Source organism: Sphingopyxis lindanitolerans, assembly GCF_002993885.1.
Classification (GTDB): domain Bacteria; phylum Pseudomonadota; class Alphaproteobacteria; order Sphingomonadales; family Sphingomonadaceae; genus Sphingopyxis; species Sphingopyxis lindanitolerans.
The window spans coordinates 2,980,455-2,993,965 of the sequence record NZ_CM009578.1 but is presented as its reverse complement, the minus strand read 5'-3'; the positions used below and the strand labels follow the sequence as shown (position 1 = coordinate 2,993,965).

The following is a 13,511-nucleotide window of genomic DNA, read 5'->3' as shown; positions in this document are numbered from 1 at the left end:
CCAGGGTCAGCCCCCTGCCGCGCCGCCATGGCCCTGCTCTTCCGCCTCTTCCTCCTCCTCGACGAAGATGCGCAGCGCAGCGCCGTCGAGATCGTCGAACTGGCCCCGGCGCAGCGACCAGAAGAAAGCGGCGAGACCGATGAGGCCGAGGGTCAGCGCCACCGGGATCAGGACGAGCAGCCCGTTCACCGCGCCGCGCCTTTCAGCCGCAGCGCGTTGCCGACGACGATCAGCGACGATCCCGACATGGCGATGGCGGCGACCAGCGGCGTCACATAACCCATGAACGCCAGCGGCACCGCGACGATATTATAGCCGATCGCGATCGCGAAATTCTGCCGCACGATCGCCTGCGTCCGCCGCGCGACGCGGATCGCCAGCACCACCGGCATCAGTCGGTCGCCAAGGAAGATGCAGTCGGCGGCATTCTTGCCCGCGTCGCTTGCCGATCCCGGCGCCATCGAGGCATGCCCCGCGGCGAGCGCCGGGCCATCGTTGAGCCCGTCGCCGATCATCAGCACCTTGTGCCCCATCGCCGCCTGCCGCGCGATGGCGGCGAGCTTGTCCTGCGGGCTCATGCCGGTCTGCGCCGTCAGGCCGAGGGCGCGCGCCACCGGGGCGACGGCGGTGGCGCGGTCGCCCGACAGGATGGTCGGCGCGACGCCCGCGCGCTTGAGCGCCGCGATCGTTTCGGCGGCGTCGGGGCGCAGCGCGTCGGCGAAGCACACGGTGATCGCCGCGACCCCGTCGATCGCGAGTTCGGTCGCCAGCGCGCTGTCGGCGAGGGTCTGCACGGGCCGCCCCAGCGTCACCCTGCGGCCGTCCCACAAGGCCTCGACCCCAAATCCGGGGGTCTCACCGATCGCCTCGATCGCGACCGGCGTCACGCCCGCCGCCGTCAGGTCGCGGGTCAGCGCTTCGCTGAGCGGATGGCGGCTGGCGCGCGCCAGCGCGAGCAGCAGCGCGCGCGTGGCCGCGTCCGCCTCCGCCAGATTGGTCGCGACCGGGCGTCCCAGGGTCAGCGTTCCCGTCTTGTCGATCATCGCAAGGTCGACCTCGGCCAGCCGTTCGAGCGCCGACCCGTCCTTCACCAGCACCCCGACGCGCATCAAACTGCCCGCCGCGACGATCTGCGCCGCCGGCACCGCAAGGCCCAGCGCGCACGGGCAGGTGATGATCAGCACCGCGACCGCGATCAGCAGGCTGTGGTGCCAGCCCGCGCCGGCGATCATCCATCCGGCGAAGGCGAGCAAAGCCAGCGTGTGGACCGCGGGCGCATAATAGCGCGCCGCGCGGTCGGCGATGCGGACATAGCGCGACTTGCCCTGCGCCGCCTCGCCCATCAGCCGCGCGATGTCGGCGATCGCGGTGTCGGCGCCCGCCGCGGTCACCCGGACGCGGATCGGCGCCTCGATATTCAGCGTCCCGGCGTGGACCGGGTCGCCGAAGCCCACCGCCTGCGGCGCGCTTTCGCCGGTCAGCAGCGACAGGTCGATCCGGCTGGCGCCGCCGACGAGCACCCCGTCCGCCGCCAACCGCTCGCCCGCCGCAACCAGCATCACCATGCCGGGCTCGATCGCGTCGGCGTCGATCCAGCGGCTTTGCTCGTCGGCGCCGACGACCATCGCGCCGGTGCCCATGTTGCGAAGCAGCGCGGTCACCCCGCCGCGCGCGCGGTCGCGCATCACGCTGTCGAGCCAGCGGCCGCAGAGCAGGAAGAAGAGCAGCATCACGACGCCGTCGAAATAGGCGTGCGGGCCGTGCGTCGCGGTTTCATAGAGGCTGAGCGCGGTCGCGATCAATACCCCGATGCTGATCGGCACGTCCATGTTGGTCCGCCCGTGGCGCACCGCGCGCCACGCCGAGCGAAAGAAGCTGCGTCCGGCGTAGGCGACGGTCGGCAGCGCGATCGCCGCCGACAGCCAGTGGAACAGGTCGCGCGTCGCACCGCTCGCCCCCGACCACACCGACACCGACAGCAGCATGATGTTCATCATCGCAAAGCCCGAGACCGCGACCGCGCGCAGCAGCGTTCGGCTGTCGGACGCGCCGCGATCGACCTCGGCCGCGCCGTCGCCGATCGGATGCGCCTCGAACCCGAGCAACAGGAAAGCGCCGATCAGTTCGGGCGTCTCGGCGTCGGGGGCGCAGGAGATATGCACGCGCTTTTCGGTGAAATTCACCCGCGCCGCCGCGATCCGCCGGTCGCGCACCAGCCCCTGCTCCAGCTTGGCGATACAGCCCGCGCAGCGGATGTCGGGCACCGCGAAATCGCGTTCGACGAGCGGGGCGGCGACCTCGGTCATTTCAGGTCGATCCGGTAGCGCGCCTCGTCGGCGCCGCGATGGACCGCCAGGTCGATCTGCCAGCGCCCGGCGGGCAGCGCCTCGACCGACCGCAGCCCGCCGTCGGCCGCGGGCACAAAGCGCATCGCGCGCGCGGGCGCCCGGCCGAGCGGGTGGCGGAGCGTCGCGACGGTGCGCAGCCCCTCGACCGGCGCGCCGTCCTTGCGGACGATCAGCCGGACGTGGCGACTCTCGTCGACCTCGACCCTTTTGTCCCAGCCGAGCCGGTCCTGTGCATCGGCGCGCGCGAGCCATTCGTTATAATGCTGGCTCGCGACATAGCTGTTGTCGACGACCGTGCCGCCAAAGGTCGACAGCGCAAAGCTCGCCATCACGATGTTGACGCTGATGACGACGCCGAAAAAGGCGATCAGGATCATCGCCGCATGGCGCCCGGTAAAGGGTTTGCGCTCGTGCTTGTCGGTCATGGCTGTGTCCCCGGCCGGTCGAACTGGATCGTTTCGCTGTCGCGATGCGGCTCGTCGTCGAGCGCGCGGACCGTGATGGTGAAATCCTGCCGCACCGGCCCCGCGCCTGGGGCAACGACGAACAACCGCGCGCTCGTCACGCTGTCGGGCGCGAGCGGCATGCGCAGGCTTTGCCGCGCCGTTTCGCGCGAGCCGCCGTCGATCCACAGGCGGGCGCCGGGCAGGCCGCTGACGACGATTTCGACCGGGCGCGGCCGCAATTCCATATTGCGCAGTTTCAGCGTGTAATTGTTGCGGATCGCGCCATCGGAAAGCTGGACATAGAGCGGGCTGCGTTCGTGCTGGACGGCAAGGTCGAGCCGGGTCCGCTGGCCGAGAGTGAACAGCATCGCCAGCCCGATCGCGCCCCACAGACCAGAATAGATCAGGGTGCGCGGCCGGAACAGCGTCTTGCGGATCGGCGGCGCGACGCCGCCCGCCTTTTCGGTCTCCGCATCGTCGAGCGTGCAATAATCGATCAGCCCGCGCGGCCGACCGACCTGCGCCATCACGCTGTCGCAGGCGTCGATGCACAGCGCGCAGGTGATGCAGCCGATCTGCGGCCCTTCGCGGATGTCGATGCCGGTCGGACAGACCGCGACGCACTGGTTGCAGTCGACGCAATCGCCAAAGGCGCCGGGGTTCTTTTCGGCCGTCTTGACGCTGCCGCGCGGCTCGCCGCGCCAGTCCTTATAGGTCACGAGCAGCGATTTTTCGTCCATCATCGCAGTCTGGATGCGCGGCCAGGGGCACATATAGATGCACACTTGTTCGCGCAGGAAGCCGCCGAGGACAAAGGTGGTCGCGGTCAGCACCGCCACCGTGACATAGGCGACAGGCGCCGCCTGCCCCGACCAGAAATCCTGCGTCAGCGTCGGCGCATCGGCGAAATACATGATCCACGCGCCGCCGGTCCAGAAAGCGATGGTCAGATAGATGGCATATTTGAGCGCACGCTTGCCGATCTTTTCGGCGGTCCACCGCCCGTTGGCGAGGCGAATCTGCGCGTTGCGGTCGCCATCGACCAGCCGGTCGACATGCTGGAACAGGTCGGTCCACACCGTCTGCGGACAGGCATAGCCGCACCAGGCGCGCCCGACCGCGCTGGTGACGAGGAACAGCCCGATCCCCGCCATGATGAGCAGGCCCGCGACATAATAGAATTCGTGCGGCCAGATCTCGATCTGGAACATGTAGAAGCGCCGGTTCGCAAGGTCGATGAGCACCGCCTGGTCGGGCGCATGCGGACCGCGATCCCAGCGAATCCACGGCGTTCCGTAATAGATCGCCAGCGTGACCGCCATGATCGCCCATTTGAAACGCCGGAAAGGGCCGTCCACCTTCTTCGGGTAGACGCCCTTGCGCGCTTCATAGAGCGAGGCGGGGGGTTCGCCGGGATGATCAGTCCTGGCCATTGGTCCCCTGCCCTTCGCCTTCGGCGGCCGGAACCGCCTCAACCGGCGCCTTTTCACCGCCGCCGAGCGAATAGACATAGGCGGCGAGCATCTTGATCGTCACCGGGTCGAGGCGGCTGTTCCAGCGCGGCATCACGCCATTGCGCGGCTGGGTCACCGTCGCGGTGATGCTGGCGCGGTCGCCGCCATAAAGCCAGATGGCGTCGGCCAGCTTCGGCGCGCCGACCGCGCGTCCTCCCTCGCCGGCGGGGCCATGGCACACCGCGCAATTTGCCTCGAACACCGCCGCACCGCGTATCGACGACGCGCTCGGCTTTTCCTGATGGCTGATCGCGCGGACGAAGCTGACGACGTCGGCGATCTGGCGCGCGTCGAGAATGCCGTCGCGTCCGAAGGCGGGCATCTGGCTGGTGCGCGTGGCGTCATGGTCGGGGTTTCGGATACCATGGGTGATCGTATATTCGATCGTCGGCAGGTCGCCGCCCCACAGCCAGTCGTCGTCGGTCAGGCTGGGATAGAGCTTGGGCACCCCCGCGCCGCCCGCACCGTGGCACTGGACACAATGGACGCGAAAGGCCGCGGCCCCGCCCTGCACCGCCGCCTGCATCAGTTCGGGCTTCGCGGGCAGGTCGGCGATCGCGGTCGCGCCGATCGCGCTGACCACCGGCGCACGGCGCTTCGCATCGGCCTGCATCTCCGCTTCGAGCTGGCCGCGGCTGGTCCAGCCGAGCACGCCCTCGGTCGCGCCATGGATCATCGGCCAGGCGGGATAGAGGATGACATAGACGATCGCCCAGACGATGCTGGCATAGAGCGACCACAGCCACCAGCGCGGCATCGGCGTATCGAGTTCCTCGATGCCGTCCCACTCGTGACCCGACGTGGCTGTCCCCGTCACTTCGTCGATGCGCTTGTGATCAGCCATGCTCGTCGTCCTTGAAGATCATGTTTGCGGCTTCGTCATGGTGACGGCGGGCGCCCTTGCGAAACGGCCAGGCGACGAAGAGCAGGAACATCGCCACCATGACGATCAGGCCCCAACTGTCGGCGAAATGCCGGATCTCGTCATAGCTCATTGCCCCGCTCCCGAAGCGGCAACGGGGGTGGGCGCGTGCGCCTGTTCCTGCGGCCCCGCCTTTTCGACATCGACCAGCGTGCCGAGCATCTGGAGATAGGCGATCAGCGCGTCCATCTCGGTCACCCGCGTCGGATCGCCGTCGAAATCGCGCACCTGCGCCTTTGGATAGCGTTTGACGAGGTCGCCGGCGCCCGCGTCGGGGTCGGCCTGCGCGCGGATGTCGTCGTTCGCCTTGGCGATGTCCGTCTTCGTATAGGGAACGCCGACGCGGTAGAGCGCGGTCAGGTCGCGGCCCATGTCGGTCGCGCCCAGGTCGCGGTCGGCGAGGAAGGCATAGCCGGGCATGATCGATTCGGGGACGACGCTGCGCGGGTCGATCAGATGCGCCTTGTGCCATTCGTCCGAATAGCGGCCGCCGACGCGCGCAAGATCAGGCCCGGTGCGCTTCGATCCCCATTGAAAGGGGTGGTCGTACATGCTTTCCGCCGCCAGGCTGTAATGGCCATAGCGTTCGACCTCGTCGCGGAACGGACGGATCATCTGGCTGTGGCAAGTGTAACAGCCCTCGCGGATATAGATGTTGCGCCCCGCCAGTTCGAGCGGCGTATAGGGGCGCATCCCGTCGACCTTCTCGATCGTATTGTCGATCCAGAACAGGGGCGCGATCTCGACGATGCCGCCGATCGCGACGGCGATCAGCGAGAAAAAGCCGAGCAGGGTGACATTGCGTTCGAGCTTCTTGTGGCTGAAGCGCTTTTCGGCGGGTTGGGTCGCCATGGCCAAAGGCTCCTTATTCGGCGGGAACGGGCGCCAGCGGGCGGTCCGCGGCGGCGTTGTGACGGGTTTCGGTCATCGGCTTTTCGACGCGGACCTTGCCCGCGAGCGTCGCCCAGACGTTGAAGACGAGCAGCAGGAAGCCCGCGAGATACATCGCCCCGCCCACGGCGCGGATCACATACATCGGGTGCATCGCGGCGACGCTTTCGACGAAGCTGTAGACGAGATAGCCGTCGGCGCCATATTCGCGCCACATCAGCCCCTGCATGATCCCCGCGACCCACATCGACGCGGCGTAAAAGACGATGCCGAGCGTCGCGAGCCAGAAATGCCAGTTGACCATGCGCAGCGAATAGAGCCGCGGGCGCCCCCACAGGCGCGGGACGAGGTAATAGATCGCGGCAAAGGTGATCATGCCGTTCCAGCCGAGCGCCCCGGCGTGGACGTGCGCGATCGTCCATTCGGTATAATGGCTGAGGCTGTTGAACGCCTTCACCGACAGCATCGGCCCCTCGAAGGTCGCCATGCCATAGAAAGCGAGCGCGACGACCATCATGCGGATGATCGGGTCGGTGCGGATCTTGTCCCACGCGCCGTTCAGCGTCATCAGCCCGTTGATCATGCCGCCCCAACTCGGCATCCACAGGACGATCGAAAAGACCATGCCCAGCGTCTGCGCCCAGTCGGGCAGCGCGGTATAATGAAGATGGTGCGGCCCCGCCCAGATATAGAGGAAGATCAGCGACCAGAAGTGCAGGATCGACAGGCGATAGCTGTAGATCGGGCGTTCCGCCTGCTTGGGAACGAAATAATACATCATCGCGAGGAAAGGCACGGTCAGGAAGAAAGCGACCGCATTATGCCCATACCACCATTGGGTCAGCGCATCCTGCACCCCGGCAAAGGCCGAATAGCTTTTCGATCCAAAGATCGTCGCCGGGATCGACAGATTGTTGACGATGTGGAGCATCGCGATGGTGACGATGAAACTGAGATAGAACCAGTTGGCGACATAGATATGCGGTTCGCGGCGTTTGACGATCGTGCCGACGAAGACGACGAAATAGACGACCCAGACGATCGTCAGCCACAGGTCGACATACCATTCGGGCTCGGCATATTCGCGCGCCTCGGTGACGCCCATCAGATAGCCGGTGGCGGCGAGCACCAGGAAAAGCTGATAGCCCCAGAAGACGAAACGCGCGGCGCCCGGAAAGGCGAGCCGCGCGCGGCAGGTGCGCTGCACGACATAAAAGCTCGTCGCGATCAGCGCATTGCCGCCAAAGGCAAAGACGACACCCGAGGTGTGCAGCGGGCGCAGCCGCCCGAAGCTGGTATATTCGATCCCTAGGTTGAGCACCGGATAGGCGAGCTGCAACGCGATGAAGAGACCGGCCGCGAGCCCCGCGACGCCCCAGGCGATGGTGGCGATGACGCCCCAGCGCACCGGATCATCGTCATAGGCGCCCTCGTCGGGCGGCATTTTGAGCAGCCCGCGCGCCATCCCCGCATAATCGGCGCGCGAGAGGCAGGTCCACAGCATGACCAGGCAGACGATCGCGAGGATGACCATATGCACGGCAAAGGGCGTATCGACCGCCAACGCCGCGAAAACCAGCGCCAGCAGGCCAAGCCCCAGCCAGCCGCCCGCCTTGAAAACCAGTTCGTCCAACATCGCGAATCCCCGTTCGGCGCAGCGACATCGCGCGCATATCTGACCGTCCATGGCCGCGCGAGCGGCCCCGAACATTGACTTGGATCAACGAAAAATGTTGCAGTGCGTCAATGGGACCAATTGTCCCAGGTGCGGGAACAATGGCTAAAGACGGTCAGCCCGCGATCGCCTCCATCGCCGCACGGTCGTTGATCACGATTTCGCGGCGCGACGGCAGGTCGACCAGGCCGTTGGCGCGCATCCGGGTGAGCTGACGGCTCGTCGTCTCGATCGTCAGCCCCAATATGTCGGCGATCTGCTGGCGGCCGAACGGCAGCTCGAAGCCGCGCTGCGCGTCGGCGTCGCAGGCCTGCCCCGACAAGCGTTCGGACATTTCGAGCAGGAAGGACGCGACCTTTTCCTCGGCCGATTTGCGGCCGAGCAGCATCATCCAGTGCCGCGCGCGGTCGAGTTCGTCGAGCGTGCGGCGCAGCAGCTTGTGCTGCAAATCGGGGTGCGCGCTCGTGAAATCGTCGAAGCTGGCGCGATGGAAGACGCAGACCTCGACATCGGTGATGGCCGTGGCGCTGTAAGGGCTTTCCTTGCCGAACGGCCGGCCGATGAAATCGGACGGAAAGACGATGCCGACGATCTGCTCGCGGCCATCGGCGGCCGCGACGGCCAGCTTCAGCACGCCGTCCATAACATTGGCGACCAGCGGCGCGTCATCGCCCTCCCACAGCAAGCTATGCCCCGCCCGCAGGCGGTGACGGCGGCCCAGCTTGCCGAGCAGCGCCAACTCGTCGGCATCGAGGCTTGCGCAGATCGCCCGGTTGCGGACGACGCAGGTTGCACAATCGGTCACCTCTCCGCCATAGTCGAGCGCGGCGACGCTGGGAAGAGACGATGGGCGGGCGGCGGCCGCGGCGATCATGCCGGCGCCGGTCGCACCGCCATCGGGACATAGACGAGCAGGAACAGCAGGAAGGCCGCCGCCCAAAGCCCACCCGCGACCGCGATGACCAGCAGATAGTCGAACGGCAGCAACGGCGCGATCACGCGCAGCAACGCGCCGAGATGGACCAATATATAGATCAGGACGGTCGCACGGTCGGCCTCGAGCGGCCGCCCGCTATGCCCCCGCGTCGCGCGCGTCATCACCGCCAGCGTCATCGCCCCCATCGCGCCCGCACCGAGTGCGTGGATCGCGCTCGACACCGGAAGCAGCGGATGCAGCATCGCGCACCCAAGCAGGATCAACCCCGCGGGCAACCAAGCGTAGGACAGGTGGAGGACGAAGACGAGCGGATCGCGCAGCGCCTTCAAACCGGCCCAGCGCGCGAGGCGGACCGCGTGAAGGGCGCCCGCGCCGATCAGCAGCCCCGCCGCGACCGGGCTCGCGGGGCCGACGATCCATGCGGCAAGCGCCAGCGCCGTGGCGCCGATCACCGCCAGGTCGAAACGGTTCGGCAAGGTCGGCAGGTCGTCGCCGCGCCCCTGCCGCATCAGCCAGTTGCGGGTGAAGGCCGGGATGATGCGGCCGCCGATCAGCGAGATCAGCAACAGGATCATCGCCAGGCCCATCCGCATCCCGAGCATCGGATCGGCGATCGCCCCCATCATCGCGGCATGGTCGAGCGCGCAGGCGACCGCGAACAGGAAAAGCACGATCAGGATCGGCTTGTTGCGGTTGCCCGAGACGAAAATCTCGTGCGCCGCATAGGCGAGGAGCAGAAGCAGATAGAGGATGTCGAGCGCCGCGCCGACGAGCGGCGGCACGGTCGCCGAAAAAAGGATCGCCAGCCGCGCCGCCAGCCACAGGGCGACGACCGCGGCGACGCGCCACCCCGTCACCGTCGGGCGCCCGGTCCAATTGGGCATAGCGGCGCTGACGAACCCGCCGATCACCGCGCCGAGATAGCCGAACAGCATCTCGTGCTGATGCCAGGCGAGCGGCGCCGTCGCGGTCGGCAACGTCCAGCGCCCGCCGAACGCGCCGACCCACAGGGCGACGACGAGCGCCGCCCACAGCGCCCCGGCCCCGAACAGCAGGCGATACCCGCCGCGCAGCCAAAGCGGGGAGCCGTCGTCGACTCCCGCAGGCGCGGGCGCCATCATGGTCATGCCTTCGCCCCCTTGCGCCACAGGCCCAGGATCACGACCTGCCACGCGACCGCGACCGCACCGACGATGAACACGACGTCGCCAAAGGTGCGGATCCAGCGCAACGTTTCGAGGAAGTCCTGTTGCAGGAACGCATCGCTGCGTGCGTACCACATGCCGGTGGTCACGCTCGCCTCGAACTGGAACAGCCCGACCGGCAGCAGGCTGGTGAAGATCATCAGCACCAATCCGGCGTTGAGCCCCCAGAAGCCGAGGCGCATCAGCCGCTCGTTGAACGCGATCTCGGGCCGGATATAGCGCAGCACCAGCAGGGTGAAACCAAGGGCAAGGAAACCATAGACCCCGAACAGCGCCGCATGGGCATGGACCGCGGTGGTGTTGAGCCCCTGGAGATAAAAGAGCGCGACCGGCGTGTTGATCATGAAGCCGAAGACCCCGGCGCCGAGCATGTTCCAAAAGGCAACCGCGACGAAGCACAGCAAGGGCCAGCGCAGCGGACGCATCCATGGCGCCCGATCGCGCAGGCTCCAATGTTCCCATGCTTCATAGCCGAGCACGATCAGCGGCACGACTTCGAGTGCGCTGAACGCCGCGCCGACCGCCATGACCGGCGTCGTCGTCCCCGAGAAATAAAGATGGTGGAAGGTGCCCGGCACGCCGCCGACCATGAACAGCGAGGCCGAAGCGAGGCTGGCCGCGGTCGCGATCCGCTTCGACACCAATCCCATCGACGCGAAAATAAAGGCAATGGCGGCGGTGGCGAACACCTCGAATATGCCCTCGACCCACAGATGGACGACCCACCAGCGCCAATATTCCATGATCGTGATGTGGGTGCGCTCGCCATAGAAGAGACCCGAGCCATAGAAGAGGCCGATGGCGACGGTGGAGAGGGTGAGTAGCGCGAGCAGATTCTTGTCGCCGCCATCCTCGCGGCGGAGCGCCGGCATCATGCAGCGCAGCATCAGCACCAGCCAGAACAGCAGCCCGCCGAACAACGCGATCTGCCAGACGCGGCCCAGGTCGAGGAATTCATAGCCCTGATGCCCCAGCCAGAAGCCGAGCCCGTCGGGCATCACCTGCGCGATCGACAGATAATTGCCGACGAACGACCCTACGACGACCAGGATCAGCGCCCAGAACAACAGATCGACCCCCAGTTTCTGATACTTCGGATCGCCGCCGTGGATGACGGGTCCCAGGAACAGCCCGGTGGCCAGGAACGCCGTCGCGATCCACATCACCGCGCTTTGAATATGCCAGGTACGAGTCAGCGCATAGGGAAACCACTGCGACACATCGACGCCGTAAAAGCTTTGTCCTTCAATGGTGTAATGCGCGGTAAAGCCGCCGATGAACACTTGAAAGATGAACAGCGCCAGCACCACGAACAGATATTTGCCGAGCGCGCGCTGCGACGGCGTCAACGCCGCGAGCGTCAGCGGATCCTTGTCCGCGGCGACGAGCGGGGTATCGTCGTGGCGGCGCAGGAAGGCCCAGCCCCAGATCAGCGACCCGACGCCCGCGATCAGGATGACGACGCAGGCGAGCGACCACAGGATATTCTCCGGCGTCGGCTGGTTGCCGATCAGCGGCTCGGGCGGCCAGTTGTTGGTGTAAGTGGCGACCGTCCCCGGCCGTTCCGCCGATGCGGCCCACGCGGTCCAGAAGAAGAAATTGGTCAGCTTCTGCCGCTTCTGCGCGCTCGGCAGCGTGTCCTCCTTCATCGCATAATTGTCGCGCATTTCGCGCAGTGCCGGATCGCTGCCATAGAGCCGGTCATAATGGGCGGCCGTCAGCGCGATCGCGCGGGCGCGGCGATCCGACACGGTGACCACGCCCGTCGCGGCATCGAGGCCGCCTTCCCGATATTCCTGCTTCAGCCGATGGGTGAGCGCCGCCTTTTGCTCGACGCTGAGATCGTCGAACGCCTTGCCATAGCTTTCGGCGGCCGCAAGGCTCAGCCAGGCGACCAATTCGCGGTGCAGCCAGTCGGCCGACCAGTCAGGCGCCTGATAGGCGCCGTGCCCCCAGATCGAACCGAGCTGCATCCCGCCGGTGCTCTGCCACGCCGCCTGCCCGGCCATGATGTCGTCGTGCGTCATCAGCACCTGGCCCGAGGCGGTAACGACCTCGGCCGGGATCGGCGGCGCCTTGCGATAAACCTCGACCCCCGAAATGCCGAGAACGGCGAAGGTCACCGTCAGGACCGCGATCAACGCCCACCAAAGCTTGCGATATTCGCCCACTTGAAGCCCCCCGTCGTTCCAAAACCCGTGTCAGCGCGTCGCCCGGCCGGCGTCGCCTTCATCGAACAAGATCGTCAGCAGCAGCGCCGCGTCCGCGATCGCTTCGACCGCGTGCGGCGTCCCCGGTTCGAGGAACAGCCAGTCGCCGGCCCGCAGTTCGACGGGAACGCCGCTGTCGAGCCGCACATGCCCCGCGATGCAATAAAGCGTCATCGATCCCGCGACCCGATGCGGCGCGATCGATTGCCCGGCGCGCACGACGAGGTGGATCGCCTCGAAAGCCGCGGTCCGGGCCAGCGCCGCCGTCGCGGTCGCCGGATCGTCGATCATGCCGAGGTGCGCCACTTCGCCCGACTGGCAATGGTGCAGCGCCATGCTCAGCTTTCCCGAGGCCGGCGGCGGCTGAGGAAGACACGGAGCCGCCGGCCAAGAGCCCTTGCGACGCCATCGCGCTTGTCATGGCGGGCGCGTCGCATATCGAGTGGCCCGGCTCCGATTATTTCGCCGCATTCCGGACAGAACATCATCCATTCTCCATAGGGCGACCCTTCCCCTCGCCCGCGACGATAGCAGAGTCGACAGCAATGGATTTGCGCTGGATCAAACTTCTGCCTTTCCTGCCCGACCGCGCCTAGAAGCAGACTATGGCTGCCCCGATTCCCGTCGATGCCAAGGCGCTCGCCGACATGGCCTTGTTTGCGTCGTTGCCCGTCCCCGTGCGGGCGGCGGCGGCGGCGATGGCCGGTGCGCGCACAGTTGCGCGCGGCGTGCGGATTTTCGACCAGGGTGAGCGCGCCGGCCGCGCCCATGCCTTGCTGTCGGGCTGCGTGCGCATCACCCAATCGGGCAGCGACGGTGAGGAGGGTCTCGTCCGCTTCATCGGTCCGGGCGAAATCTTCGGCTGTGTTCCGGTGCTGACCGACGGCCTCTATCCCGCCGACGCGACCGCGATGGTCGATGCGGTCGAGCTGAGCTGGGATCCCGCCGACCTGCTCGCGCTGATGCAGCGCCATTCGCAAATCGCGATCAACATGGTCGCCATCGTCGGCAAGCGGCTGGGCGAAGCGCAGGAACGGCTGCGCGAACTGGCGACGCAGCGCGCCGACCGCCGCGTCGCGCGGACGCTGCTGCGGCTGCTCGACCAGGCGGGGCGCCGAACCGGCGATGGCGTGCAAATCGAATTTCCGCTACGGCGCAAGGATATCGCCGACATCGCGGGCACCACGCTCCACACCGTCAGCCGGATCATCGCCGACTGGGAACGCCGGGGCCTGCTGGTCACCCGCCATCGCCATCTGGTCATCAGGTCGCCCGACCGGATTCGCGCCATCGCCGATGCGCCCGGCAACTGAGCCGCCCATCCAACGGAATAGATCGCGATCGCGCGCGCGCAGCTTTGCGC

At 67.0% G+C, this 13,511-nt stretch carries 13 protein-coding genes; 1 reads left to right on the top strand and 12 read right to left on the bottom strand.

Annotated features, from left to right (window positions below):
• Window positions 1-6: 6 nt before the first annotated feature.
• The 12 genes from ccoS to CVO77_RS14295 form a co-directional block, all read right to left on the bottom strand.
• Window positions 7-189, bottom strand: a complete 183-nt coding sequence (ccoS, locus tag CVO77_RS14350) for a cbb3-type cytochrome oxidase assembly protein CcoS (protein ID WP_105999621.1) — start codon at window positions 187-189, stop codon at window positions 7-9.
• Window positions 186-2,306: a copper-translocating P-type ATPase gene (locus CVO77_RS14345; protein ID WP_105999620.1), complete on the bottom strand. Its 2,121-nt coding sequence runs from the start codon at window positions 2,304-2,306 to the stop codon at window positions 186-188. The genes ccoS and CVO77_RS14345 overlap by 4 nt, the downstream gene beginning before the upstream one ends.
• The gene (locus tag CVO77_RS14340) at window positions 2,303-2,773 is read right to left on the bottom strand and encodes a FixH family protein (RefSeq protein ID WP_105999619.1); all 471 of its coding nucleotides are present in this window, start codon (window positions 2,771-2,773) and stop codon (window positions 2,303-2,305) included. Before CVO77_RS14340 ends, CVO77_RS14345 begins: the two co-directional genes overlap by 4 nt.
• Window positions 2,770-4,227, bottom strand: a complete 1,458-nt coding sequence (gene ccoG / locus CVO77_RS14335; protein WP_105999618.1) for a cytochrome c oxidase accessory protein CcoG — start codon at window positions 4,225-4,227, stop codon at window positions 2,770-2,772. Before ccoG ends, CVO77_RS14340 begins: the two co-directional genes overlap by 4 nt.
• The gene (gene ccoP / locus CVO77_RS14330; RefSeq protein ID WP_105999617.1) at window positions 4,214-5,152 is read right to left on the bottom strand and encodes a cytochrome-c oxidase, cbb3-type subunit III; all 939 of its coding nucleotides are present in this window, start codon (window positions 5,150-5,152) and stop codon (window positions 4,214-4,216) included. Before ccoP ends, ccoG begins: the two co-directional genes overlap by 14 nt.
• Window positions 5,145-5,303 (bottom strand): cbb3-type cytochrome c oxidase subunit 3, encoded by a 159-nt coding sequence (locus CVO77_RS14325; RefSeq protein WP_105999616.1) that lies wholly within the window; start codon window positions 5,301-5,303, stop codon window positions 5,145-5,147. Before CVO77_RS14325 ends, ccoP begins: the two co-directional genes overlap by 8 nt.
• A complete protein-coding gene (gene ccoO / locus CVO77_RS14320) occupies window positions 5,300-6,082 on the bottom strand; it encodes a cytochrome-c oxidase, cbb3-type subunit II (RefSeq protein ID WP_105999615.1) in 783 nt (260 codons plus the stop codon). The genes CVO77_RS14325 and ccoO overlap by 4 nt, the downstream gene beginning before the upstream one ends.
• A gap of 13 nt (window positions 6,083-6,095) precedes the next feature.
• A complete protein-coding gene (gene ccoN, locus CVO77_RS14315) occupies window positions 6,096-7,754 on the bottom strand; it encodes a cytochrome-c oxidase, cbb3-type subunit I (RefSeq protein ID WP_106000852.1) in 1,659 nt (552 codons plus the stop codon).
• A 157-nt stretch (window positions 7,755-7,911) separates the two neighbouring features.
• A complete protein-coding gene (locus CVO77_RS14310; RefSeq protein WP_106000851.1) occupies window positions 7,912-8,601 on the bottom strand; it encodes a Crp/Fnr family transcriptional regulator in 690 nt (229 codons plus the stop codon).
• A gap of 65 nt (window positions 8,602-8,666) precedes the next feature.
• Window positions 8,667-9,860 carry an NnrS family protein gene (locus CVO77_RS14305; protein ID WP_105999614.1) on the bottom strand — a complete coding sequence of 398 codons (1,194 nt, stop codon included), beginning with the start codon at window positions 9,858-9,860 and terminating at the stop codon, window positions 8,667-8,669.
• A complete protein-coding gene (locus tag CVO77_RS14300) occupies window positions 9,857-12,109 on the bottom strand; it encodes a nitric-oxide reductase large subunit (protein ID WP_105999613.1) in 2,253 nt (750 codons plus the stop codon). The genes CVO77_RS14305 and CVO77_RS14300 overlap by 4 nt, the downstream gene beginning before the upstream one ends.
• A 30-nt stretch (window positions 12,110-12,139) precedes the next feature.
• Window positions 12,140-12,484 carry a cupin domain-containing protein gene (locus CVO77_RS14295; RefSeq protein ID WP_105999612.1) on the bottom strand — a complete coding sequence of 115 codons (345 nt, stop codon included), beginning with the start codon at window positions 12,482-12,484 and terminating at the stop codon, window positions 12,140-12,142.
• A 269-nt stretch (window positions 12,485-12,753) separates the two neighbouring features.
• Here CVO77_RS14295 and CVO77_RS14290 point away from each other — a divergent pair, with 269 nt between their 5' ends.
• Window positions 12,754-13,461 (top strand): Crp/Fnr family transcriptional regulator, encoded by a 708-nt coding sequence (locus tag CVO77_RS14290; RefSeq protein WP_105999611.1) that lies wholly within the window; start codon window positions 12,754-12,756, stop codon window positions 13,459-13,461.
• Window positions 13,462-13,511 lie beyond the last annotated feature (50 nt).